This is a genomic window from Salegentibacter echinorum (assembly GCF_900129445.1).
Taxonomy (GTDB): domain Bacteria; phylum Bacteroidota; class Bacteroidia; order Flavobacteriales; family Flavobacteriaceae; genus Salegentibacter; species Salegentibacter echinorum.
This window is the reverse complement of record NZ_FQVT01000009.1, coordinates 1-23,769: the sequence shown is the minus strand read 5'-3', so window position 1 is coordinate 23,769 and position 23,769 is coordinate 1. Positions and strand designations below refer to the sequence as shown.

General features: G+C 36.8%; 23 protein-coding genes. 20 read left to right on the top strand and 3 right to left on the bottom strand.

Annotated elements, in window-relative coordinates:
* Positions 1 to 37: 37 nt before the first annotated feature.
* From BUA71_RS12560 to porX, 3 genes are all read right to left on the bottom strand, one after another.
* Complete coding sequence (locus tag BUA71_RS12560; RefSeq protein WP_072880312.1) at positions 38 to 634, bottom strand: hypothetical protein; 597 nt, start codon at positions 632 to 634, stop codon at positions 38 to 40.
* 364 nt (positions 635 to 998) lie between these two features.
* The gene (gene tsaE, locus BUA71_RS12555) at positions 999 to 1,403 is read right to left on the bottom strand and encodes a tRNA (adenosine(37)-N6)-threonylcarbamoyltransferase complex ATPase subunit type 1 TsaE (protein WP_072880310.1); all 405 of its coding nucleotides are present in this window, start codon (positions 1,401 to 1,403) and stop codon (positions 999 to 1,001) included.
* Between the two features lie 481 nt (positions 1,404 to 1,884).
* Positions 1,885 to 3,438, bottom strand: coding sequence for a T9SS response regulator signal transducer PorX (gene porX / locus BUA71_RS12545; RefSeq protein ID WP_072880306.1), 1,554 nt, complete (start codon positions 3,436 to 3,438; stop codon positions 1,885 to 1,887).
* Between the two features lie 169 nt (positions 3,439 to 3,607).
* On the opposite strand from porX, the gene BUA71_RS12540 reads away from it, so the two are divergent.
* The 20 genes from BUA71_RS12540 (at position 3,608) to hisIE (ending at position 23,551) form a co-directional block, all read left to right on the top strand.
* Positions 3,608 to 4,837 carry an HD domain-containing protein gene (locus BUA71_RS12540; protein ID WP_072880304.1) on the top strand — a complete coding sequence of 410 codons (1,230 nt, stop codon included), beginning with the start codon at positions 3,608 to 3,610 and terminating at the stop codon, positions 4,835 to 4,837.
* 23 nt (positions 4,838 to 4,860) lie between these two features.
* Positions 4,861 to 5,886 (top strand): UDP-3-O-(3-hydroxymyristoyl)glucosamine N-acyltransferase, encoded by a 1,026-nt coding sequence (gene lpxD, locus BUA71_RS12535; protein WP_072880302.1) that lies wholly within the window; start codon positions 4,861 to 4,863, stop codon positions 5,884 to 5,886.
* Between the two features lie 4 nt (positions 5,887 to 5,890).
* Entirely contained in the window at positions 5,891 to 7,288 is a 1,398-nt protein-coding gene (locus tag BUA71_RS12530; protein WP_072880455.1) for a bifunctional UDP-3-O-[3-hydroxymyristoyl] N-acetylglucosamine deacetylase/3-hydroxyacyl-ACP dehydratase, read from the top strand.
* The gene (gene lpxA, locus BUA71_RS12525; RefSeq protein ID WP_072880300.1) at positions 7,285 to 8,070 is read left to right on the top strand and encodes an acyl-ACP--UDP-N-acetylglucosamine O-acyltransferase; all 786 of its coding nucleotides are present in this window, start codon (positions 7,285 to 7,287) and stop codon (positions 8,068 to 8,070) included. Before BUA71_RS12530 ends, lpxA begins: the two co-directional genes overlap by 4 nt.
* Before the next feature lie 8 nt (positions 8,071 to 8,078).
* Complete coding sequence (gene efp, locus BUA71_RS12520) at positions 8,079 to 8,645, top strand: elongation factor P (RefSeq protein WP_072880298.1); 567 nt, start codon at positions 8,079 to 8,081, stop codon at positions 8,643 to 8,645.
* Between the two features lie 102 nt (positions 8,646 to 8,747).
* Positions 8,748 to 9,677, top strand: a complete 930-nt coding sequence (locus BUA71_RS12515; protein ID WP_072880296.1) for a UDP-3-O-(3-hydroxymyristoyl)glucosamine N-acyltransferase — start codon at positions 8,748 to 8,750, stop codon at positions 9,675 to 9,677.
* 8 nt (positions 9,678 to 9,685) lie between these two features.
* Positions 9,686 to 10,081, top strand: coding sequence for a nuclear transport factor 2 family protein (locus tag BUA71_RS12510; RefSeq protein WP_072880294.1), 396 nt, complete (start codon positions 9,686 to 9,688; stop codon positions 10,079 to 10,081).
* Between the two features lie 269 nt (positions 10,082 to 10,350).
* Positions 10,351 to 11,226 carry a succinate--CoA ligase subunit alpha gene (gene sucD, locus BUA71_RS12505; RefSeq protein WP_072880292.1) on the top strand — a complete coding sequence of 292 codons (876 nt, stop codon included), beginning with the start codon at positions 10,351 to 10,353 and terminating at the stop codon, positions 11,224 to 11,226.
* A 130-nt stretch (positions 11,227 to 11,356) separates the two neighbouring features.
* Positions 11,357 to 12,103, top strand: a complete 747-nt coding sequence (fabG, locus tag BUA71_RS12500; RefSeq protein WP_072880290.1) for a 3-oxoacyl-[acyl-carrier-protein] reductase — start codon at positions 11,357 to 11,359, stop codon at positions 12,101 to 12,103.
* Between the two features lie 309 nt (positions 12,104 to 12,412).
* Positions 12,413 to 14,443, top strand: coding sequence for a hypothetical protein (locus BUA71_RS12495; protein ID WP_072880286.1), 2,031 nt, complete (start codon positions 12,413 to 12,415; stop codon positions 14,441 to 14,443).
* A 14-nt stretch (positions 14,444 to 14,457) separates the two neighbouring features.
* A complete protein-coding gene (locus BUA71_RS12490) occupies positions 14,458 to 15,276 on the top strand; it encodes a prohibitin family protein (RefSeq protein WP_072880285.1) in 819 nt (272 codons plus the stop codon).
* Between the two features lie 298 nt (positions 15,277 to 15,574).
* Complete coding sequence (hisG, locus tag BUA71_RS12485) at positions 15,575 to 16,438, top strand: ATP phosphoribosyltransferase (RefSeq protein WP_072880284.1); 864 nt, start codon at positions 15,575 to 15,577, stop codon at positions 16,436 to 16,438.
* Entirely contained in the window at positions 16,438 to 17,721 is a 1,284-nt protein-coding gene (hisD, locus tag BUA71_RS12480; RefSeq protein WP_072880282.1) for a histidinol dehydrogenase, read from the top strand. Before hisG ends, hisD begins: the two co-directional genes overlap by 1 nt.
* A 125-nt stretch (positions 17,722 to 17,846) precedes the next feature.
* Positions 17,847 to 18,893, top strand: coding sequence for a histidinol-phosphate transaminase (gene hisC / locus BUA71_RS12475; RefSeq protein ID WP_072880279.1), 1,047 nt, complete (start codon positions 17,847 to 17,849; stop codon positions 18,891 to 18,893).
* An 81-nt stretch (positions 18,894 to 18,974) separates the two neighbouring features.
* The gene (gene hisB, locus BUA71_RS12470; protein WP_072880277.1) at positions 18,975 to 20,114 is read left to right on the top strand and encodes a bifunctional histidinol-phosphatase/imidazoleglycerol-phosphate dehydratase HisB; all 1,140 of its coding nucleotides are present in this window, start codon (positions 18,975 to 18,977) and stop codon (positions 20,112 to 20,114) included.
* Positions 20,115 to 20,169: 55 nt separating this feature from the next.
* A complete protein-coding gene (gene hisH, locus BUA71_RS12465) occupies positions 20,170 to 20,805 on the top strand; it encodes an imidazole glycerol phosphate synthase subunit HisH (protein WP_245812589.1) in 636 nt (211 codons plus the stop codon).
* 35 nt (positions 20,806 to 20,840) lie between these two features.
* Entirely contained in the window at positions 20,841 to 21,197 is a 357-nt protein-coding gene (locus BUA71_RS12460) for a four helix bundle protein (protein WP_245812585.1), read from the top strand.
* Positions 21,198 to 21,224: 27 nt separating this feature from the next.
* Entirely contained in the window at positions 21,225 to 21,986 is a 762-nt protein-coding gene (gene hisA / locus BUA71_RS12455) for a 1-(5-phosphoribosyl)-5-[(5-phosphoribosylamino)methylideneamino]imidazole-4-carboxamide isomerase (protein ID WP_072880268.1), read from the top strand.
* Between the two features lie 55 nt (positions 21,987 to 22,041).
* Positions 22,042 to 22,797, top strand: a complete 756-nt coding sequence (hisF, locus tag BUA71_RS12450) for an imidazole glycerol phosphate synthase subunit HisF (RefSeq protein ID WP_072880266.1) — start codon at positions 22,042 to 22,044, stop codon at positions 22,795 to 22,797.
* Positions 22,798 to 22,933: 136 nt separating this feature from the next.
* Positions 22,934 to 23,551: a bifunctional phosphoribosyl-AMP cyclohydrolase/phosphoribosyl-ATP diphosphatase HisIE gene (hisIE, locus tag BUA71_RS12445; RefSeq protein ID WP_072880264.1), complete on the top strand. Its 618-nt coding sequence runs from the start codon at positions 22,934 to 22,936 to the stop codon at positions 23,549 to 23,551.
* Positions 23,552 to 23,769 lie beyond the last annotated feature (218 nt).

Below are 23,769 nucleotides of genomic sequence, written 5' to 3'. Positions count from 1 at the left end.
TTAGTAAGGTAAAATACAATTAATTTTAAAACAATCGCTAAAGATTTCTATAGTATTCTTCTTCAATAGGTTGCCATTGTTCTTCCTTCTGCCTAAAGGCTTTTATTTCTTTTCGGTCTTTTTCAGACATATTTGAAAATACCGAAACTTCTGTTTCATCAATTTCACTAAGGTCAATACCATAAATACGATCAAAGATTTTGATACGTATAAGGTAAACAATCGAAAGGATAATTATAAAAAATGGAGCTAAATATAAAAGCCCGTCGGTGTCCATAATAAAAGAATTATCGGCATATACATCATCGTAAAAGGTTACTATGATTTGATAGGAATACATAGCGATTGGTATTAATATAGCGTGATACCACCAGTGTTTACAGGTGAAAAACCAAATAAAAAGAAGAAATAAAGGGGTGATTTTACCAAGATAGGTCCAGGCGGCAGTCAATACATCCTGATAATATTTACTTTCATAAGTAAAAAGAGAAGTTTCCCAAACGGGACCGCTTGGGAAAATCTCATATAAGTAAAAAAGATAAGGTGAAAAAGCTATGCTTAAGGCAATAATACTACCCAGCAGAAGGAACTTTGATGAGTCTTTTGTCCACTGCTTGTTCTTTTTGTTGATCATTGTGATTATCGTTATCGGCGGTTGAAGTTACAAAAAAACTTGCTCCAAAAATTGCTGTTGCGAAAAGTACTGCTTTAATTCTCATAATAATATAGTTTAGATTGTTATTTCGTTTTGTTTACTGAAGCAAACCTACAGCAATATAACAAGCTAAAAATTAATACATTAATCGTACTTTTGCCGACTTTTTAAAAGAAAAAATGGAGATTATTTAAAGATTAAATACTTTATGCCACTAAATCAATAATGCAAATACTTTAAAAAAAATTGAAAATTCTAATGTATTTTATTTTGAACTGTCACCTATATTCAATTTATGCTAATATGCGATTCCGAAGATTATTTAGAGTTTATTAACATTTAATTAACTTAACATTAACATCCTTAAATTTTTGTCTTTCGTTATTATATCAACTTTTTGAAAGTTTTCCTCGAGAAAACCTCCAATTTTTTGTGGCCACTCTATAAAAATAAAGGCATCCTCGTTTAAATATTCCTCCAGACCTATATCTAAAGCTTCATTTTCATCATCGATTCGATAGAAATCGAAATGAAATATGGAATTTGTAGGGGAGCTATATTCATTTACTAACGAAAAGGTAGGGCTAGACACTTTATCCTCGCTTCCTAAAGCTTTAACGAGACTGGTAATAAGCGTTGTTTTACCAGCCCCCATGTCCCCGTAAAAAAGTATTATTTTGCTCTTACTATGTTTAAGAATATATTGCGCAGCTTCTTCAATTTGCGCTAAATTGTAGGTTAATGGCATAAATTTGTTTAGATTTTAACTAAATCAACACTACAAATATAAGAAATAATGTAGTTACGTGTTTAGGGGTAAATTCCCCTTTTTTATAATTCAATGGTAAAATAGAATGGGTGAAGCTTGTGGAAGAATTGTCGTTCTCGGTTTTAATTTATTTAAACCAATTTGCAAATCAGCGAATCATCATATTGTCAAATGATCACATCAACAAAACCCCTCCGACCTTTCTGCTGAAAAAGCAGAAAACCCACCTCCCGTTGAAAAATGGGGAGGAGCTTCTGGGCGTTACTTTTCCGGGTTTTCGGGGGGAAATTAGTATAGTTAGTTTAACAAAACTGACTAATCACCCAGTTGTAGTTAAATGTTTTTTGAAGTTTGCTCCAATATGTAAATTGTCATATTAACTTATCATCACATCATCACATCATCACATCATCATATTATCACATTCTCGCATCAACACATCAACACATCAACACATCAACTAATTCCTGGGATTCATCACTACAAAAGGAATTACCATTTCTTCCAGGGAAACCCCACCATGCTGATAAGTATTTCGGTAATAACTCACATAGTGGTTATAGTTATTTGGGTATGCGAAAAAGAGATCGCCTTTTGCAAAAATAAATGAACTGCTCATATTAATAGTGGGCAGGTGAACAGATTTTGGTTTGGTTGCCGCCAGTACATCCTTATCATCGTAGGTTAGGCTTTTTCCTGTTTTATAACGTAGGTTTAAACTGGTGTTTTTATCGCCAATTACTTTAGAAGGATTCTTTACATTTATAGTTCCGTGGTCTGTAGTGATAATTAATTTAAAACCTAATTGCCGTGCTTGTTGAATAATGTCTAACAAGGGAGAGTTTTTAAACCAGCTGTGGGTAAGCGATCTGTATGATTTATCATTAGAGGCCAGTTCCTTAATTACCTCCATTTCGGTTTTGGAATGGGAGAGCATATCTACAAAATTATAGACTACCACGGTAAGCTCGTTCTCTTTTTGGGTTTTAAAGTTATCGGCGAGTTTTCTGCCCGCTTTTAAACTGGTGATTTTATGATATTCGTGCTTATAGTCTTTTCCGAGTCTTTTTAATTGTTCGGCCAAAAATTCGGCTTCGTGATTGTTTTTACCGCCTTCATCGGTGTCATTTTTCCAGTATTGCGGGAACAATTTTTCCATTTCACTGGGCATTAATCCAGAGAACATGGCATTACGCGCATATTGGGTAGCGGTGGGAAGAATGCTATAATAAGGTTCTTCTTTCTCTTTTTTATAATAATTGGAAATTACCGGTTCCAGGGCCCTCCATTGGTCATATCTTAAATTGTCTACTACTACTAAAAGTGTGGGCTGTTCTTTGTTAATTTCAGGAACAATTTTTTCTTTAAAAATAGTATGGGACATTGTGGGCGCCTCGGCACCTTTATCAAACCAGGTTGGATATTCTCTATCAATAAATTTACAGAATTGGGTGTTTGCCTCCAATTTTTGTGATTCCAGGATTTCAAACATTCCACTGTCTTCCAGCTCTTCCAGCTGTAACTCCCAGTAAATAAGTCTTTGATAAAGCTCGGCCCATTCTTCAAAAGTATTTATTTGACTAAGCTCCATCGCAATTTTTCTAAACTCTTGTTGGTAACTGGAAGTTGTTTTTTCTGAAACCAACCGGGAATGGTCCAAATTCTTTTTAATACTCAATAAGATCTGGTTTGGATTAACAGGTTTTATAAGGTAATCGGCAATTTTAGAACCAATGGCTTCCTCCATAATGTACTCTTCTTCACTTTTGGTGATCATTACTACGGGAAGGCTGGCTTGTTTTTCTTTTATTTCAGATAAAGTTTCCAGTCCCGTAAGACCAGGCATATTTTCATCTAAAAAGACAATATCAAAACTTTCTTCTTCTATTTGTTCTAAAGCTTCTGTTCCGCTTTGGGAAGTCATTACTTCATAATCCTTAGATTCAAGAAAAATTATATGTGGTTTTAATAAATCTATTTCATCATCTACCCAAAGTATTTTTATTTTATTCATGATTTATGCTTTTTATGCGTTTGTGTTTTTTAAAGTTGCCAGGCACCCTTTTGCTATGGTTTGCTAGGCTTATAACCTCTTCCTTTGAAAGGTGGAAATTGCATTTTCGCAATTTCGGGTGGGGCAAAATATATATGTATATTTGTTCAACATCAACATTTAATAAGATTTGGCTTCATCTCATAAACTTAAAATATTAAACGATCCAATTTACGGATTTATTACTATTCCCAGTGAGCGAATTTTCAATATTATTGAGCATCCTTACTTTCAACGCTTACGCAGAATTTCCCAAATGGGTATGTCATTTTTAGTTTATCCCGGGGCACATCATACCAGGTTTCACCACGCGATTGGCTGTGTGCATTTAATGCAAAAAGCGGTGCAGGTGCTTAGGTATAAGGGTGTTGAGATTTCTGAAGCTGAAGAAGAAGCTTTGCAAATCGCTATTCTCCTGCATGATATAGGCCATGGACCTTTTTCCCACGCTATGGAACACAGCATTGTAGAAGGTATAGATCACGAGCGTATTTCGCTGCTTTTTATGGAGGAAATGAATAAAGAGTTTAACCAAAATTTAACGTTGGCTCTCCAAATATTTAAAGGGAATTATAAGCGCAGGTTTTTATACCAGTTAATAACCAGCCAACTTGATATGGATAGATTAGATTATCTAAAACGGGATAGTTTTTATACCGGGGTCGCCGAAGGTAATATAAATAGCCAACGCTTAATTACTATGCTTAATGTAGTTGATGATAACCTGGTTATTGAAGAAAAAGGTATTTATTCCGTAGAAAAATTTTTAGTTGCAAGACGTTTAATGTACTGGCAGGTGTATCTACATAAAACTAGCCTGGTAGCCGAGCAGCTGATAATTAGAGTTTTAAAAAGAGCTAAAGAGCTTGTAGCCGGGGGAGTTAAACTACCTTGCAGCAGTGCACTGGCTTATTTTCTGGATAATAAAATTGGTCCGTCGAATTTTACCCATAAAACATTAGGCATTTTTGCACGTTTAGATGATTATGATATTATATCTGCTATGAAAGATTGGCAGTATGAGGAAGATTATGTGCTTAGCAATTTATGTAGAATGATCATTAACCGCGACCTCTTAAAAGTTAAGATTAAAAAGAAGAAACCTTCCAGGGAGAAATTGCAGAAACGACTTTTGGAACTTCAGCAGCGTATGGGGATTTCAGAAAAAGAAGCGGGTTATTTTGTATTTAGTGGTGAAGTAACCAATACGGCTTATAAAAGCGAAAATGATAATATCAATATTCTTCATAAAAATGGGAAGATTAGTGATGTGGCCAAAACATCTGATCAATTAAACTTAAAAGCACTGTCTAAAACAGTGGTTAAATATTATATATGCTATCCAAAACCTAAAAATTAACTATTTTTTTTATTTTTGCCGGAATGAAGTTTACAGCAACACAAATAGCAGAGATTCTCGATGGAAAAGTTGAGGGCAATCCAGAAGTCGAGGTTTCTGAACTTGCTAAGATTGAAGAAGGAGGGGAAGATTCCCTTACCTTTCTAAGCAATCCCAAATATACCTCCTATATTTATTCTACTAAATCTTCTATTGTCATTGTTAATGACAGTTTTGAAGCAGAGGAAGAAATTAGCACTACACTTATAAAAGTAAAAGATGCTTATAAATCCTTTATCAAACTCCTGGAATATTACAACCAGATAAAACTAAATAAAAAAGGAATCGAGAAGCCTAATTATGTTTCAGATTCTGCCACATTTGGAGAAGATCTTTACCTGGGAGCATTTTCTTATATTGGGAACAAGGTGAAGATAGGAAACAATGTGAAAATTTATCCCGATGTATATATAGGCGATAATGCCGAAATTGGAAATGATGTCATCATTTATCCCGGGGTGAAAATTTATTCTGAAACTATTATTGGGAATGACTGTGTTATTCATAGTGGGGTGATTATTGGTGGTGATGGCTTTGGTTTTAGTCCAGATGAAGAGGGAAGATACACCAAGGTGCCACAAATTGGGAATGTAATTATAGAAGATCACGTAGAAATTGGAGCAGGTACGACTATAGATCGTGCCACTTTAGGTGCTACACGCATAAAAGAGGGGGTGAAATTGGATAATCAAATTCAAATAGCCCACAATGTAGAAATTGGCGTAAATACGGTAATCGCCGCCCAAACTGGAGTTGCCGGCTCTACCAAGATTGGTAAAAACTGTATTATTGGCGGGCAGGTTGGTATTGTAGGCCATTTGCAGATTGGAGACCGGGTTAAGATCCAGGCGCAGGCGGGAATAGGTAGAAATGTGAAAGATGATGAGTTGTTGCAAGGTTCCCCGGCCTTTGGTTACGGTGATTTTAATAAATCTTATGTCCATTTTAAAAACTTACCTAAAACCATTAATAGACTTAACCAATTAGAAAAAAAAATAAATAATGGCTGAAAAATTGTCGAAACAATATACCATAGATAAGGAGATTTCTCTGGAAGGAGTAGGCTTGCATACGGGACAAGAAGTGAAAATGACTTTTAAACCCGGGGCAGAGAATACTGGATTCATATTTAAAAGAGTTGACCTGGAAGGAGCGCCACAAATTGAAGCAGATGTAAATTATGTGGTAAATACCCAACGCGGCACGAACCTGGAAAAAAACGGGGTGAAGATTCAAACTTCAGAGCACGTGCTGGCAGCTTGCGTTGGCTTAAATTTAGACAATATTGTTATTGAGCTGAATGCTTCAGAGCCTCCTATTATGGATGGATCTTCTAAGTTTTTTGTAGAAGCTTTAGAAAAAGCAGGTGTGGTTGCCCAGGAAGCAGATCGTGAGGAATTTGTGGTTAACGAAGTGATTACTTACCACGACGACGAAAGTGGAAGTGAAATAATTGTGATGCCTTCAGAAGAATACCAGGTGACTACTATGGTAGATTTTGAAACTAAAGTTTTGGGCACGCAAAACGCTTCTATGAATAAACTATCAGAATTCAAGAGCCAAATAGCGAATGCCCGCACTTTTAGTTTTCTGCACGAGTTGGAAGCATTAATAGATCACGGACTTATTAAAGGCGGTGACCTTAACAATGCCATTGTTTATGTAGATAAGGAAATTGGTGAAGAAACCTTCGAAAAATTACGTGGCGTTTTTAATAAGGACAATATTTCGGTAAAACCTAATGGAATATTAGACAATTTAACCTTACACTATCCTAATGAAGCTGCACGCCATAAACTTTTGGATGTTGTTGGAGATCTGGCTTTAATAGGCACAAGAATAAGAGGTAAGGTGATTGCTAATAAGCCGGGACACTTTGTAAACACTCAATTTGCAAAGAAAATGGCTAAAATTATTAAGGCTGAAAAACGAAATAATGTTCCAAAGGTAGATTTAGAATCCAAGCCTTTAATGAATGTGAATGATATTATGGATATTTTGCCACATCGTTCACCATTCCTATTGGTAGATAAAATATATACCTGTACTGAAAGTTGCGTAATTGGAGTTAAAAATGTGACGATGAATGAGCCATTTTTTGTGGGGCACTTCCCGGGGAAACCGGTGATGCCCGGAGTGCTTCAGGTAGAAGCTATGGCGCAAACGGGCGGAATTCTAGCATTAAAATCTGTACCAGATCCCGAGAATTACCTTACTTACTTTATGAAAATAGATAATGTACGGTTTAAACAACAGGTTGTTCCCGGTGACACCTTAATTTTTAAGTTGGAATTATTGGCACCTATTCGTCGCGGAATTTGCCAAATGCAGGGCTATGCTTATGTTAACGGAAAATTAGCTACCGAAGCCGTGCTGATGGCGCAAATTGTAAAAACAAAAGAAAAAATATGAACCAGCCTTTAGCTTACGTCCATCCCGGTGCCAAAATTGCTAAAAATGTAGTAATAGAACCCTTTACTACCATACATAATGATGTGGTTATTGGCGAAGGAACCTGGATTGGATCTAATGTTACGATCATGGAAGGTGCCCGAATAGGAAAAAATTGCAGTATTTTTCCGGGGGCGGTTATTTCCGCTATTCCACAGGATAAAAAATTTGATGATGAAGATACCATCACTGTAATTGGCGACAATACAACCATAAGAGAGTGTGTTACGATCAATAGAGGTACTTCAGACCGAATGAAAACGGTAATTGGTAAAAATTGCTGGATTATGGCTTACTGCCATATAGCCCATGATTGTATTGTGGGAGATCACTGTATTTTCTCAAATAATAGTACCCTGGCAGGACATATTAATGTAGGAGATTATGTGGTACTTGCCGGTATGACGGCCATACAACAATTTTGCAGCATTGGGAAGCACGCTTTTGTAACCGGTGGTTCTTTGGTAAGAAAAGATGTCCCGCCTTTTGTTAAAGGTGGTAGAGAACCGCTTTCTTATGTGGGGATTAATTCTATTGGCTTGCGTAGGAGAGGATTTAGCACCGATAAAATAAGGGAAATTCAGGATATATATAGAATTTTATATCAGCGGAATTATAACAATTCCCAGGCGGTAACTATTATTGAAGCAGAAATGCAAGCCACGGCAGAAAGAGATGAAATTTTAGAATTTATTAAAAACTCACAGCGAGGTGTCATGAAAGGATACTTTAGCTCAAATTAAAATATACTATGGCTAATACAAGCGATATAAGAAATGGATTGTGTATTCGTTACAATCATGATATTTACAAAATAATCGAATTTCTTCATGTGAAACCAGGTAAGGGACCTGCTTTTGTGCGTACTAAACTTAAAAGCGTTACCACAGGTAAAACCGTGGAAAATACTTTTTCTGCCGGGCATAAAATTGAAGATATTCGGGTAGAAACGCAGAAATTCCAATATTTGTATAGCGATGAAGATTTCTATCACTTTATGAATGTAGAGGACTACTCGCAAATTCGTCTTGTAGAAAATGCGTTGGATATGCCTAAATTACTAAAAGAAGGAGAGGTGGTAACCGTAATTATCAATACCGAAGATAATGCACCTCTTTCTGTAGAAATGCCGGCTAGTGTAGTATTGGAAGTTGCTCATACCGAGCCGGGTGTAAAAGGTAATACCGCCACTAATGCAACAAAACCCGCCACTCTTGAAACAGGCGCCGAAGTAAACGTGCCTTTATTTATCAATGAAGGTGATAAAGTTAGAATTGAAACAGATAAGGGAACTTATAAAGAGAGAATTAAAGAATAAAACAAGCTTAGCCTGAGGATTTTCACAATGTCATGCTGAGCTTGTCGAAGCAATTATACGCGAATTTTGAGTTGAATCAACCTCTAACCTCTAACTTTTATTATGAAATTTCCGCAAGAACATACGCTTCAACAAATCGCAACTATCATTGACTGTGAATATATAGGCGATGCAAATTTTCCGGTTAAAGGAATGAATGAGATTCACGTTGTGCAAAACGGGGATATTGTTTTTGTAGATCATCCCAAATATTACGATAAAGCATTAAAGTCTGCAGCGACTATAATTCTTATCAATAAGAGAGTGGATTGTCCCGAAGGTAAAGCACTATTAATTTCAGAAGATCCGTTTTTAGATTTTAATAAACTCACTCAATATTTTAAACCATTTGAAAAATCTAAAAAGTTAATATCAGATTCGGCACAAATAGGTGAGGGGACCCATATTCAACCAAATGTCTTTATTGGCAATAATGTGAAAATTGGTACAAACTGTCTCATTCATGCCAATGTGAGTATATATGATAATACGCAAATAGGCGACAACGTCATTATTCACTCTGGTACTGTGTTGGGAAGTGATGCTTTTTACTATAAGAACAGGCCGGCAGGCTTTGATAAGTTACGGTCTTCAGGACACGTGGTTATTGAAAATAATGTGGAAATTGGCGCAAACTGTACCATAGATAAGGGGGTAACGGGAGCTACCACAATAGGAGAAGACACTAAACTGGATAATCTTATACAAGTGGGACACGATACTGTTATCGGTAAAAAATGTCTAATTGCCAGTCAGGTAGGAATTGCCGGCTGTGTTATTGTAGAAGATGAAGTTACTATTTGGGGCCAGGCCGGGATTAGAAGTGACGTTACAATTGCTAAAGGCACTGTGCTTATGGCCCAGGCTGGGCTTACCAAATCTTCTAAACCCGGAATAACTTATTGGGGGACCCCGGCGCAAGAAGTAAGAAGTTTTCTTAAAGAACAGGTTTATTTAAAGCAAATTCCTAAATTGCTGCAAAAATTAAAATAGAATAATTTATGGGCTTAGAAAGTAAAGAAATTGTCGAGAAATTATACACTTCATTATTTAACGGAGAGGACGATTTATTGAACAATTATTTGCATCCCCACGTAAATCTTACCTGGTACGGTACGACCGGAATCAGAAGGTTGGATTATGATGGAATTCATGAGCTTCGCGAAGATCTAAGCAGGAACTTCACTTCTTTTAAAGCTGAAATAGAAAAAACAGTAAGAGAGAAAGATCAAATTGCAATAGAGTTCACATATTACGTAGAAACTATTGAAAATCCCGATGAAGAAATCCCTTTGGCACACTTTATAGCTATTTGGGAACTTAAGGATAATAAACTTTTTAAAGGTGTTCAAATCTCCCAATTAGGTGAAGATATAGACGATAATCCCTGGGCTTAAAATTTAATTTTTAATTGGGTATAGCTTAGTCATTTCTTCTTTTGCTGTAGTCTTGACATTTGGAAATCTTGTTACTTCAATTGGACAATAAGATTTATATAACCTAAATTACTTTTCTTGTTTTAATATTTTCTGTAGTAAAAATAGATTTAACGTATTTTTTCAGATTTAAAGGCTTAAATGTGTTGAAATTGAAATAAACTTCAGTTGAAAAACTTTAAGTTTCATTTTTAAAAACCTATTTTTGTAATCGCAAAAATCAAAAAATTATGAGCGTTTTAGTTAATAAAAATTCGAAAATAATTGTGCAGGGATTTACCGGAAGTGAAGGTACTTTCCACGCAGAACAAATGATAGATTACGGCACTAATGTGGTTGGTGGGGTTACCCCTACAAAAGGTGGCCAGGAACATTTGGGAAAACCTGTTTTTAATACAGTATCTGATGCTGTAGAAAAAACCGGAGCCGATGTTTCCATTATTTTTGTGCCACCCGCTTTTGCTGCCGACGCCATTATGGAAGCTGCCGATGCCGGTATAAAAGTAATTATCGCGATTACGGAAGGAATTCCTGTTGCAGATATGGTAAAAGCTTCTAATTATATTAAGGATAAAGACTGCCGATTAATCGGACCAAACTGTCCCGGGGTGATTACACCAGAGGAAGCGAAGGTTGGGATTATGCCAGGATTTGTTTTCAAAAAAGGAAAAGTTGGTATCGTATCAAAATCTGGAACATTAACCTATGAAGCTGCAGACCAGGTGGTAAAACAAGGTTTGGGAATCACTACGGCTATTGGTATTGGAGGAGATCCAATTATTGGTACTACTACCAAAGAAGCAGTAGAGTTATTGATGAATGATGATGAAACCGAGTGTATCGTAATGATTGGTGAGATTGGTGGTCAACTGGAAGCCGATGCCGCGACCTGGGTAAAAGAAAATGGTAATAAAAAACCGGTTGTTGGCTTTATCGCCGGGGAAACCGCGCCAGCCGGAAGAACAATGGGTCACGCAGGTGCGATTGTTGGTGGTAGCGAAGATACAGCACAAGCCAAAAAAGCCATCCTTAAAGAAAACGGAATTCACGTTGTAGATTCTCCTGCTGAAATAGGGAAAACCGTAGCAGAAGTTTTAAAAGCATAAGCTTAACTGAATATATATTAGAATCCTCCTTATTTGGTGCAAAAACTAAATACAGGAGGATTTTTTATTTCTAAGTGCTTGCTTTTGCTATATTTGAAATACAAAATGAACAACAACAATTTATTCATATATGAAATTATTAGAAGGAAAAAATGCGATAATCACCGGCGGGAGCCGCGGAATAGGAAAGGGAATAGCCGAAGTTTTTGCTAAACAGGGAGCTAATGTAGCATTTACCTATAATTCTTCTGCCGATGCCGCAAATGTTTTGGCTGAAGAATTAAGTAAACTTGGCGTAAAAGCAAAAGCATACCAATCTAACGCTGCAAGTTTTAAAGAAGCAGATCAATTGGTAAAAGATGTGGCTGAAGATTTTGGTAGTATTGATATTTTGGTCAACAACGCGGGGATTACTAAAGATAACCTACTTATGCGAATGAGTGAAGAGGATTTTGATAAGGTAATTGAAGTAAACCTGAAGTCTATCTTTAATATGACCAAAGCAGTGCAACGCACCATGCTCAAACAACGCAAAGGAAGTATTATCAATATGAGTTCTGTGGTGGGCGTGAGCGGAAATGCCGGCCAGGCGAATTACGCGGCTTCTAAAGCAGGAATTATAGGATTTTCCAAATCTATGGCTCAGGAATTAGGCTCCCGAAATATCAGGACCAATGTCGTGGCTCCAGGGTTTATTGAAACCGAAATGACCGCTAAACTTGATGAGAAAGTGGTAGATGGCTGGCGACAGGCTATTCCGTTAAAAAGAGGAGGCTCTCCTGAAGATATTGCCAACACCTGCGTGTTCCTTGGTAGCGATTTAAGCGCATATATTACAGGACAGGTGCTTCACGTAGATGGCGGAATGAATACTTAAAAGAAGTTAGAAGTGGGAAGTTAGAGGTTAGAAGTGGGAGTCTAAAATGTATAGTGTAGATCGTATATTGTATAATGTTATGATGAATTCTTAGAAGAGGTTAAAAGTGGGAAGCTGATGAATTCTATAAATGGGCACCTCCCTCAAAAGCACCTAAAAGGATCACGCAAGACCATCCTGCAAGGTTTTCGAAACCTTGTAGGATTAATTAATACCAGCCTTTCTGAAAAACTGGTTTAATCATAACATATTCTATACTACTGACTTCTGTAAAATAAATAGCGTGCAAATTTCGTACTTTTTAATTCTATGGAAATAATAACGATTTTGTATATAACCCTGGCGATTTTAGTATCGTTGGGGTTTAGTTTTTTTCAATATTTCTTTAGAACTAAAAAAAGAAATAGGGATACCTACATTTTTGCTACACTTAGGTTTTTGTCTGTTTTTATTTTGTTCTTATTGTTTATCAATCCAAGAATTACCAGAACCGATTTTGAACTGGAAAAAGCCAATCTTTTCCTGGCAGTAGATAACTCAGAATCTATTGTTCATTTAAAACAGCAAGACACACTTACCAGGCTGTTGCAAAAGCTTAAGAATAATCAGGAATTACAGTCACGTTTTGAAATAAATCAATGCAATTTCGGTAGCGAATTGGTGCAGGGAACATCTCCAAATTTTAATGAACCACAAACCAATATTACTGCAGCATTAAAATCTTTAAAAGAATTAACCAGGGAAAAACCGGCTGCAATCATTTTGTTGTCTGATGGTAATCAAAGTTTGGGGCGGGATTTTCAATATTTTCAGCCTAAGAATAATCAGCAGATATTTCCTGTTGTACTGGGAGACACTGCGCAGTACCTGGATTTAAAAATCTCAAGGTTAAACACCAATACCTATGCGTTTTTAAATAATCGCTTGCCCGTGGAAGCTATCCTTTCCTATTCCGGGGAAAAATCTTTGCAGTCGCGTTTTGTGATTAAAGCGGAAGGAAATGTGGTTTTTTCTGAAGAGGTTGCTTTCGATGCTGAAAATAATTCCGCAGTGATTCAGGCTGAATTACCGGCTAATCGACTTGGGGTACTTTCCTATGAAGCTGAAATAATTCCTTTAAAAAACGAAAAAAACAAACTGAACAATAGAAAAAAGTTTGCTGTTGAAGTGGTGGACGAGCGCAGCAAGATTTTACTGGCAACTGCAATCTCTCATCCAGATTTAGGCGCTTTCAAAAAATCTATTGAAGCTAATGAACAGCGAAGCCTAAGCATTAAAACAATAGATGGTAATTTTGATGATTTGGAAGATTATCAACTGGTAATTTTGTATCAGCCTACCAGGGCATTTTCAGCCTTAATAAAGGATATTAAAAAACAGGATAAAAACTATCTATTGGTGACGGGTACAGGGACCAATTGGCAATTTGTTAATCAAATTCAGGATTATGTATCAAAAGATTTTTCGAACCAATCCCAGGAAATTTTTGCTTTAAAGAATCCAAATTTTAATCAATTTCAATTTGAGGATTTTGAAGCCGAAAAATTCCCGCCCCTGGAAGATAAATTCGGAAGTTTGAAAATAGCAAATAAAGCCTTGCAAAGTATCTTTTTTCAGAAGATAGAAAACGAATCCACTACTCAGCCTTTATTTTCCGTTTCCGAAACTCAAGATCATAAAACCGGGTTTATCTTTGGGGAAAATATATGGCGCTGGCGTGCGGCTTCCTTTCTTAAAAATGATAGTTTTGAAACTTTCGACAATTTTATGGGCAAATTGGTGCAAAATATCGCTTCAAATAAGAGAAGGGATCGTTTAACCATAGATTACCAATCTTTTTATTACGAGAACGAACCAATAGTGCTCACCGCAAATTTCTTTGATCAAAATTATCAATTTGATCCCAATGCCAATTTAGAAATTTCAGTAAAAAAAGAGGGGGAAATTTTGGAAGCGCAATTAGTTTTAAAAAATAATAATTATACAGTAAATTTAGGAAACCTCGTTCCCGGTAATTACGACTTTACAATTAAAGAAAAAAAAACTGGGATTAAACGTTCCGGGAGCTTCGAAATCATTGCTTTTAATGTTGAGCAGCAATTTAATACAGCAAACCTGACAGGGATGAGGAAATTAGGTCAAAATTCTGCTACAAATGTTTATACTGCCACCTCTATTAGTGATTTGATCAATAAGCTTTTAGTGGACGATAAATACAAGCCAATACAAAAAAGCCGTGAAAATATTGTACCTTTGATAGACTGGCACTACTTGCTCTTTCTGCTTGTTTTAATACTTGCCGCAGAATGGTTTTTCAGAAAATATAAAGGATTAATTTAAACTAAATTTTATAGATGGAAAGATTACCCAAATTAGGAATACCTATAATTATAGGGATCGTTGTGCTTATTATTTTTGTTGCTAAATCTACGGTTACAATAGACTCTGGAGAGGCCGGAGTGCTTTATAAAACCTTTGGTGGCGGGGTTGTGACAGAAGAACCACCATTAGGCGAAGGTTTTCACCTGGTGGCTCCCTGGAATAATGTTTTTGTTTACGAAGTAAGACAACAATCCCTGGAAGAAAAAATGCAGGTTTTAAGTTCTAACGGACTTGAAATTAGGATAGATGCTTCTACCTGGTTCCAGCCTTCTTACCAAAACCTTGGGAAGCTTCACCAGGAAAAAGGAGATGCTTATATTCAACGTTTATTGCAGCCGGCGGTAAGATCGGCAGCAAGGGCCGTGGTTGGCCGGTATAATCCCGAGCAATTATATGCCAGTAAGCGGGAGGCTATTCAAAATGAAATACTGGAAGAAACCCAGGTTTTATTAAAAGATCAATATGTACAGGTAAATGAAGTTTTGGTAAGGGATGTTTCACTTCCGCCTACCATAAAAGAGGCAATCGAGCGTAAATTGCGCCAGGAGCAGGAATCTTTGGAATATGAATTCCGTTTAACCAAGGCCGAACAGGAAGCAGAGCGCCAAAGGATTGATGCGGAAGGTAAAGCGCGGGCTAACCGAATTTTAAGTGAATCCTTAACCGAAAAAGTTTTAAAAGAAAAAGGAATTCAGGCTACGTTAGAACTAGCCAAATCCAACAATGCTAAAACTGTGATTATAGGGTCTGGAGAAGGAGGAATGCCGCTTATCCTTGGTGGGAACAATTAATATTTACATCGTTAGTTTAAGTCGTATGAGCTTCTCATATTTTAGCGATAAAAATTTCATAAGAAATTTTGCGATTTAAAATTTAATATTAGCTTTGTAATCACAATGGAGAATATTCAATTACATCATCACCATCATATTTACTACTGCGCTCAGGCGAGGTGAATTTGGTGTGTTGTAATTTTATAACATATTTAGAACCCGTTTGAGCTATTCAAACGGGTTTTTTGTTTATTAAAAAGAAACCCTACGGTCTTGATAGCTATTCGGGACTGTGAGGTATAAGAAAAATTAAAATATGAGTCAGGAAAAACTAAGGATTGCTATTCAGAAATCGGGACGCCTAAACGAAGATTCTTTAAAGATCTTAAAAGATGCCGGAATTTCTATCGATAATGGAAAAGAACAACTAAAAGCTTCTTCGCGAAACTTTCCCCTGGAAGTGATGTATTTAAGAAATGGTGACATTCCTCAGTATTTAAGAGATGGTGTGGTAGATGTTGCTATTATAGGTGAAAATGTACTTATTGAAAAGGGTAAAGATATTGTTAAAGGTGAGAAATTAGGTTTCTCTAAATGTCGTGTTTCCCTGGCAGTGCCTAAGTCTTTAGCATACAATAGTATTGAGGATTTAGACGGAAAGAAAATCGCAACTTCCTACCCAAATACTGTGAATGAATTTTTAGAACGCAAGGGAATTTCGGCAGATCTTCATATAATTAATGGTTCTGTAGAAATTGCGCCTAATATTGGCCTGGCCGATGGGATTTGTGATATAGTTTCTAGTGGTAGCACCCTTTTTAAAAATGGCTTAAAAGAAGTAGAGGTAATGCTAAAAAGTGAAGCAGTGTTAGCAATTTCCCCAAAAATTTCAGAAGAGAGAAAAGCCATTTTGGAAAAGTTACAGTTTCGTTTAAAATCTGTGTTAAATGCTCGGACTTCAAAATATATTCTGCTTAATGCCCCAAATGAAAAATTGTATGATATAATTGAATTATTGCCGGGAATGCGCAGCCCCACAGTATTACCTTTAGCAAAAGATGGTTGGAGCTCTATTCATACAGTGATAAATGAAGAGCGGTTTTGGGAAGTAATAGACGAATTGAAAGAACAGGGAGCTGAGGGGATTTTGGTGGCTCCAATCGAAAAAATGGTATTGTAATGAAAAAGTTTGTTAACCCCAAAGAATCTGAATGGGCCGATATTTTAAAGCGTCCAACCCAAACTGTGGCAGATATTGAAGAAACTGTAAATCAGGTTTTTTTAGAAGTTCAGAATAAAGGAAATGAAGCAGTCGCCAAATATACAGAGCTATTTGATGGCGTTAACCTGGAAAATACGCGGGTTTCTTCCGAAGAAATTAAAAACGGGGAAGCAAAGGTTTCTTCAGAATTAAAACAAGCGATAAAGCTTGCGAAAAAGAACATAGAAAAGTTTCATGCGGCACAAAAAACCAATAAAATTGAAATAGAAACTTCACCCGGCGTTTTGTGTTGGCAGGAGAAGCGCCCTATTCAAAAAGTGGGACTTTATATTCCCGGGGGAAGTGCCCCCTTGTTTTCCACGATTTTAATGTTGGCAGCTCCGGCGTCAATTGCCGGTTGTAAGGAGATTGTACTTTGTACCCCTCCTGATAAAAATGGCCAGATAAATCCCGCCATTTTATACACCGCAGCGCTTTGTGGCGTGACAAAAATCTTTAAAATAGGAGGGATTCAAGCTATTGCCGCAATGACTTTTGGAACCCAAACCGTGCCTAAGGTTTATAAAATATTTGGCCCTGGAAATCAATTTGTAACCGTCGCCAAACAACTGGCTACAAAGTACAATGTGGCCATAGATATGCCGGCAGGTCCTTCAGAATTATTGGTTTTTGCAGATGAAACCGCGAATGCTTCGTTTATAGCTTCAGACCTTTTGAGCCAGGCCGAACACGGCACCGATAGCCAGGTTATTTTTGTAACTACCGCTAAAGATCTACTGAAAAAAGTAGAAAAAGAAGTTGAAGCTCAACTTGAAGTAACTCCACGCAAAGATATAGCCAATAAGTCAATAGAGAACTCAAGACTTGTGTATCTTCAAGATGACAAAGCAGCGCTTAAACTTATTAATGAGTATGGTCCGGAGCACTTTATCGTTGCTGCAAAGAACGAAGATTTTTATGTGGAAGGAATACAAAATGCCGGCTCTGTATTTATAGGGAGCTTTACTCCAGAGAGTGCAGGGGATTATGCTTCAGGTACCAATCACACCTTACCTACTAATGCCTATGCCAAACAATATAGCGGAGTGAACCTGGATAGCTTTTTAAAAAGCATGACTTTTCAAAAGATTTCCAAAGAAGGTATTAAAAAAATTGGACCGGCAATAGAAATTATGGCTGAAGCTGAAGGTTTACACGCTCATAAGAATGCTGTTAGTTTACGTTTAAAGGAATTGGAATAAATGTTTAAAAGTGACAATATACCTCGTCATTGGGAACGACAAAGGAGCGCGGCAATCTGTGGTTGACTTGCAATTGGTGGTTTCGGAAATCACAATAACTTTTTAATCTGATTTAATATTATAAAATGATAAATTTCAATATAAATAACCTGGTAAGGCCCAACGTAGCGAAGTTGCAACCTTATTCCTCTGCCCGGGATGAATTTAAAGCTACAGGCTCTGAAATGGTGTTTTTAGACGCCAATGAAAACCCCTTTCAAACCGACGTAAATCGCTATCCAGATCCACAGCAACGCAGTCTAAAGTCTGAGTTGGCTAAAATGAATTCGATAGGACCAGAAAGTATTCTCTTGGGCAATGGCAGTGATGAAGTCCTGGATCTACTCTATCGTGCTTTTTGTGAACCGGGACAGGACAATGTGATTACGCTGCCGCCCACTTATGGAATGTATAAAGTACTGGCTGATATCAATAATATTGAGAATAGAGAGGTTCAGTTATCCAAAGATTTCCAGCCTAATTTACAGGAGATTCTACGAACGATAGATGCAAACACGAAAATGATATTTTTGTGCTCTCCCAATAATCCTACCGGTAATGCTTTTGCTGAAGAAAAAATACTGGAACTATTAGAAAATTTCAACGGACTCATAATTATCGACGAGGCTTATATTGATTTTTCTTCGGAAGAAAGTTGGATTAGTAAGCTTAATGATTTTCCAAATTTGGTCATTACGCAAACCTTATCCAAGGCTTATGGAATGGCAGGAATTAGGTTGGGACTTTGTTTTGCTGCCCAGGAAATCATACAGGTGCTCAACAAAATTAAACCGCCATATAATGTAAATGCACTCACCCAGGAACGCGCTCTAAATAGGGTGTCGAATATGGATGAAGTAAATGCGGAAATAGCTGATCTAGTTGATCAAAGGGATGTTTTATATAAAGCTTTACTTGAAGTGCGTACTGTGAAAAAATCTTATCCTTCTAATGCTAATTTTATATTGGTAAAAGTTGATGATGCCAACAAAAGATATCAGCAATTATTAGAAAAAGGCATCGTGATTAGAAATAGGACTACGCAGGCACTTTGTGAAAATACCCTGCGTTTTACAGTTGGAACTAAAGAAGAGATTGAGAAATTAATTAAAGCGCTGAAGAGCCTTGAGTAATTTCGAAACGCTTTTTCTAAAATATTGAGAAACATTACTAAATAAAAGGCTCTGAAATATGTGCAGAGCATAAATAAAGTTATGAAAAAAGTATTATTTATAGACCGGGACGGAACTTTAATTCACGAGCCGGAAGATTACCAGGTGGATAGCATAGAGAAGTTAGAATTTTATCCAGAAGCTTTATATTACCTCAAAAAAATTGCTTCCGAACTGGATTTTGAATTAGTGATGGTTACCAATCAGGATGGTTTGGGCACTGAAGCTTACCCGGAAGTCGATTTTTGGCCAATTCAAAATTTTATTCTTAAAACTTTTAAAAATGAAGGTGTAGAATTTAGTGAAGTATTAATGGATAGAACTTTTGCAAAAGATAATGCCCATACCAGAAAGCCAAACACCGGGTTGCTGGAGGAGAAGTATTTGAATAGTGAGGAGTATGATTTAGAGCACTCCTTTATGATTGGCGACCGACTTACAGATGTTGAGTTTGCATATAATTTTGGTGGAAAAGGAATTTTTATCGATACGCACGAGGATTTGGCAACCGGGGAAGTACAAAATGAAATGGCCATAGTCAAAGAAAGCATCGTTTTAAAAACCGGAAGTTGGAAAGCTATTTACGAGTTTCTAAAACTGGAAGACCGCGTGGCAGAAATTAGTAGAAAGACCAACGAGACCGATATTTTTATAAAACTTAATTTAGATGGAACCGGTAATTCTAAAATAAGTACCGGAATATCCTTTTTTGACCATATGCTGGATCAAATCGCGCGACATGGACAAATGGATCTAGAAATTCAGGTTAAAGGCGATTTGGAAGTAGATGAGCATCATACCATAGAAGATACGGCGATTGCCCTGGGAGAGCTTTTTAGCAAAGCCCTGGGCGATAAACTGGGCATAGAACGATATGGATTTTGCCTACCTATGGACGACTGCCTGGCACAGGTAGCGATAGATTTTGGCGGAAGAAACTGGATTGTATGGGAAGCTGATTTTAAACGGGAAATGGTTGGTAAAATGCCTACTGAAATGTTCTACCACTTTTTTAAATCTTTTACCGATGGTGCTAAAGCCAATTTAAATGTAAAAGCAGAAGGCCAAAACGAACATCATAAAATTGAAGCTATTTTTAAAGCTTTTGCCAAAGCTATTAAAATGGCCGTAAAACGAGATGCAGAAAAAATGATCCTTCCTTCTACAAAAGGAATGTTGTAAACCCCCTAGCCCCCGAAGGGGGAATAAAAAACTATTAATTTGATATAATTTGAGAATTTCAGAAAAAGAGATTGAAACGTCCTCCCCCTTCGGGGGAGTTAGAGGGGGCGTTGATTTAGTAATTATAGATTACGGCGCTGGGAATATTCAGAGTTTAAAATTTGCAGCAAAGCGGTTAGGATATAATGCTATTTTAAGCAGCGATGCCGAAGAAATCAGGTTGGCAGATAAGGTTATTTTTCCAGGTGTAGGTGAGGCGAGTAGCGCCATGAAAATGCTGAAAAAGACGGGGCTGGATAAGGTGATTCCTACTTTAAAACAACCGGTTTTGGGGATATGCCTGGGAATGCAATTAATGTGCGATTACTGTGAAGAAGGCGATACGAAAGGATTGGGGATTTTTAAGGCAGAGGTGGTAAAATTTAATAACGGCTTAAAAGTGCCACAAATTGGTTGGAACCGAATTTTCGATTTAAAATCTAAGTTATTTGAGGGGATTTCAGAACAGGAATTCGTTTATTTGGTACATAGCTTTTATGTAAAAGAATGCGAAGAAACCATAGCTTCCACGAATTATGGGGTGGAATATACCTCGGCTATTCAAAAAGATAATTTTTATGGTGTACAATTTCATCCCGAAAAAAGCAGTGATGCAGGCGAGAAGATTTTAAAGAATTTTTTGGAAAGTTAGAAATACAAAATTAAAAGTTAGAAGTTATGCAAGATATGAAGATTAGAACTAAAAAATTTGCTTTAGAGTGTTGGTTTTTCTGTAGAAGAATTCCATATTCGCGAGAATACAATGCATACGCTAATCAACTTATACGTTGCTCCAGCTCTGTTGGTGCCAATTATAGAGCTTCGCAACGAGCGAAATCGACCGCTGATTTTATCAATAAACTTAAAATTGTGGAAGAGGAGGCGGATGAAAGCATGTATTTTCTTGAATTATTTATGGAAATAATGAAAGATCAGGAAATTAAGATTGCTCAAAAGTTACATAAGGAAGCCGAGGAAATATTGGCTATTATAGTAGCGTCCATTAATACCGTAAGACGAAATCAAAAGAATAAAGGTTCTTAACCTCTAACCTCTAACTTCTAACTTCAAATGAGAATTATACCGGCGATAGATATTATTGAAGGAAAGTGTGTAAGGCTTTCCAAAGGCGATTATAATACCAAAAAAATTTATAATGAAAATCCCTTGGAAGTGGCGAAAAACTTCGAAGCCCACGGAATTGAATATTTGCATTTGGTAGATTTGGATGGTGCAAAATCAAAACATATTGTGAATTACAGGATTTTAGAAGAAATCGCTTCTAAAACTAGCTTGAAGATAGATTTTGGAGGAGGACTAAAGTCTGATGAAGATTTGAAAATCGCATTTGAATCTGGCGCGAATCAAATTACGGGTGGGAGTATCGCTATAAAAGATCCCGAAACCTTTAAAAATTGGTTACAAAAATATGGTTCAGAAAAAATAATTTTGGGTGCCGATGCCAACAATGAAAAAATTGCGATAAGCGGTTGGCAGGAAGAAAGTAAAAAAGAACTAATCCCATTTATTCAGAAATATCAGCAAGAAGGCGTGAAATATGTGATTTGCACCGATATTTCTAAGGACGGAATGTTAGAGGGACCTTCTTTTGAACTTTATCGGCGAATTTTAGAGGAAACTGCTGTCACTTCGAGCGCAGTCGAGAAGGAGCAGCAATCTTTACATCTAATCGCTTCCGGTGGAATTTCCACTTTTAAAGAGCTACCCAAACTGGCCGAAATTGGTTGCGAAGGAACTATTATTGGTAAAGCGATTTACGAAGGCCGTATTCAGCTAAAAGAATTGGAGAGATATATAATCAAATCTGAATAGATATAGCGCAAACTTCTAATTTCGTATTTCTAACTTTATACTTTAAATTGAAAAAATGCTAACAAAAAGAATTATTCCCTGCCTGGATATTAAAGATGGTAGAACCGTAAAAGGAGTGAACTTTGTAAACCTTAGGGATGCTGGTGATCCTGTAGAGTTGGCTAAAATTTACGCAACATCTGGTGCTGATGAATTGGTCTTTCTCGATATTTCTGCTACGGAAGAAAAACGAAAAACCCTGGCCAATTTAGTGCGAAGGGTAGCTGAAAAAGTAAATATACCCTTTACCGTGGGCGGGGGAATCTCTTCTGTGGAAGATGTGGATATTTTGCTTAAAAACGGCGCCGATAAAGTTTCAATAAACTCTTCAGCAGTAAAGAACCCAGATTTAATTAATCAACTATCCGCTAAGTTTGGCAGTCAGTGTATCACCGTGGCCATAGATGCAAAACAAATTAATGGCGAATGGATGGTACACCTGGTTGGTGGAAAAGTTCCAACCGACCTTAATTTGTTTCAATGGGCAAAAGAAGTAGAAGAGCGAGGTGCGGGGGAAATCCTATTTACTTCGATGAATAATGACGGGACAAAAGCGGGGTTTGCCAATGAAGCTTTGGCGGTTTTATCTTCAGCATTAAAAATTCCTATAATTGCTTCTGGCGGAGCAGGGAATATGCAGCATTTTACCGATGCTTTTAAAATAGGAAAAGCCGATGCCGCTTTGGCTGCCAGTGTTTTTCACTTTAAAGAAATAGAAATTAAAGATTTAAAGGAAGAACTTCGTGAAAATGGTGTGGAAGTTAGGTTGTAAGTTATAAAAAAGAAAAAAGAGGATAGAAAATAGACCAAAGATAAGAGAAAATAGAGGATAGAAAAAAGAGCTGTGAAATATTGTATCTCTATTCTTTGCTCTTTCTTCTCTATTCTTATTCATTAAAAATATCGATATGAACATAGATTTTAATAAAAACAGCGACGGATTAGTTCCAGCGATAATTCAGGATGCTTCTACAAAAAATGTCCTAATGTTGGGGTATATGAATGAAGAAGCTTTTTTTAAAACCAACGAAACCAAGAAAGTTACTTTTTTTAGCAGATCTAAAAATAGGTTGTGGACCAAAGGAGAGGAAAGTGGTAATTTTCTTCATTTGATAGCTATTAAAAATGATTGCGATAATGATACTTTATTAGTTAGTGTGAATCCAGAAGGACCTACCTGTCACAAAGGAACAGATACCTGTTGGGGAGAAGAAAATAAGCCTAATTTTGGGTTTTTATCGCAGTTGGAAGGAATTATCGACAAGCGTAAGCGAATGAGCGAAGTTGAGCCAGAATTGCGAGAGGATAAGAACTCGTATGTGGTTTCACTTTTTGACGCCGGAATGAATAAAATTGCCCAAAAAGTAGGTGAGGAGGCTGTAGAAACTGTTATTGAAGCGAAAGATAATAATGAAGAGCTTTTTCTAAACGAGAGTGCAGATTTGTTATTTCATTACCTCATTTTGCTCAAAGCGAAGGGCTATTCGTTAAAAGATATAGCTGAAGTTTTAGAAAAAAGACATTAGAAAATGATTTAAGGTTCCAAATTCAAAGTTCAATCAAGTAGGCAGTCAAGGTTTTTACTTGCAGTATTCAGTACTCCAAATAACAAACTCCGAACCACTACAGATTGCCGCGCTCCTGCGTCGCTATCATTGACGTATTTATGTAACCAACTGTTTTTCAGAAAGTTCATATCCGAGTTTTCTTGCTATTTTCAAGATATTTCGTTGTTTTTGTTCGA

What these genes read in the sequence shown, in the direction of transcription:
- lpxA (WP_072880300.1), top strand. Translation starts at nt 7,285, where the DNA reads ATGAACCAGCCTTTAGCTTACGTCCATCCCGGTGCCAAAATTGCTAAA.
- BUA71_RS12560 (WP_072880312.1), bottom strand. Translation starts at nt 634, where the DNA reads ATGATCAACAAAAAGAACAAGCAGTGGACAAAAGACTCATCAAAGTTC.
- hisD (WP_072880282.1), top strand. Translation starts at nt 16,438, where the DNA reads ATGAAAAAGTTTGTTAACCCCAAAGAATCTGAATGGGCCGATATTTTA.
- BUA71_RS12460 (WP_245812585.1), top strand. Translation starts at nt 20,841, where the DNA reads ATGAAGATTAGAACTAAAAAATTTGCTTTAGAGTGTTGGTTTTTCTGT.
- hisA (WP_072880268.1), top strand. Translation starts at nt 21,225, where the DNA reads ATGAGAATTATACCGGCGATAGATATTATTGAAGGAAAGTGTGTAAGG.
- hisB (WP_072880277.1), top strand. Translation starts at nt 18,975, where the DNA reads ATGAAAAAAGTATTATTTATAGACCGGGACGGAACTTTAATTCACGAG.
- efp (WP_072880298.1), top strand. Translation starts at nt 8,079, where the DNA reads ATGGCTAATACAAGCGATATAAGAAATGGATTGTGTATTCGTTACAAT.
- hisG (WP_072880284.1), top strand. Translation starts at nt 15,575, where the DNA reads ATGAGTCAGGAAAAACTAAGGATTGCTATTCAGAAATCGGGACGCCTA.
- BUA71_RS12510 (WP_072880294.1), top strand. Translation starts at nt 9,686, where the DNA reads ATGGGCTTAGAAAGTAAAGAAATTGTCGAGAAATTATACACTTCATTA.
- tsaE (WP_072880310.1), bottom strand. Translation starts at nt 1,403, where the DNA reads ATGCCATTAACCTACAATTTAGCGCAAATTGAAGAAGCTGCGCAATAT.
- BUA71_RS12495 (WP_072880286.1), top strand. Translation starts at nt 12,413, where the DNA reads ATGGAAATAATAACGATTTTGTATATAACCCTGGCGATTTTAGTATCG.
- lpxD (WP_072880302.1), top strand. Translation starts at nt 4,861, where the DNA reads ATGAAGTTTACAGCAACACAAATAGCAGAGATTCTCGATGGAAAAGTT.
- sucD (WP_072880292.1), top strand. Translation starts at nt 10,351, where the DNA reads ATGAGCGTTTTAGTTAATAAAAATTCGAAAATAATTGTGCAGGGATTT.
- hisIE (WP_072880264.1), top strand. Translation starts at nt 22,934, where the DNA reads ATGAACATAGATTTTAATAAAAACAGCGACGGATTAGTTCCAGCGATA.
- BUA71_RS12515 (WP_072880296.1), top strand. Translation starts at nt 8,748, where the DNA reads ATGAAATTTCCGCAAGAACATACGCTTCAACAAATCGCAACTATCATT.
- hisF (WP_072880266.1), top strand. Translation starts at nt 22,042, where the DNA reads ATGCTAACAAAAAGAATTATTCCCTGCCTGGATATTAAAGATGGTAGA.
- hisC (WP_072880279.1), top strand. Translation starts at nt 17,847, where the DNA reads ATGATAAATTTCAATATAAATAACCTGGTAAGGCCCAACGTAGCGAAG.
- porX (WP_072880306.1), bottom strand. Translation starts at nt 3,438, where the DNA reads ATGAATAAAATAAAAATACTTTGGGTAGATGATGAAATAGATTTATTA.
- BUA71_RS12490 (WP_072880285.1), top strand. Translation starts at nt 14,458, where the DNA reads ATGGAAAGATTACCCAAATTAGGAATACCTATAATTATAGGGATCGTT.
- fabG (WP_072880290.1), top strand. Translation starts at nt 11,357, where the DNA reads ATGAAATTATTAGAAGGAAAAAATGCGATAATCACCGGCGGGAGCCGC.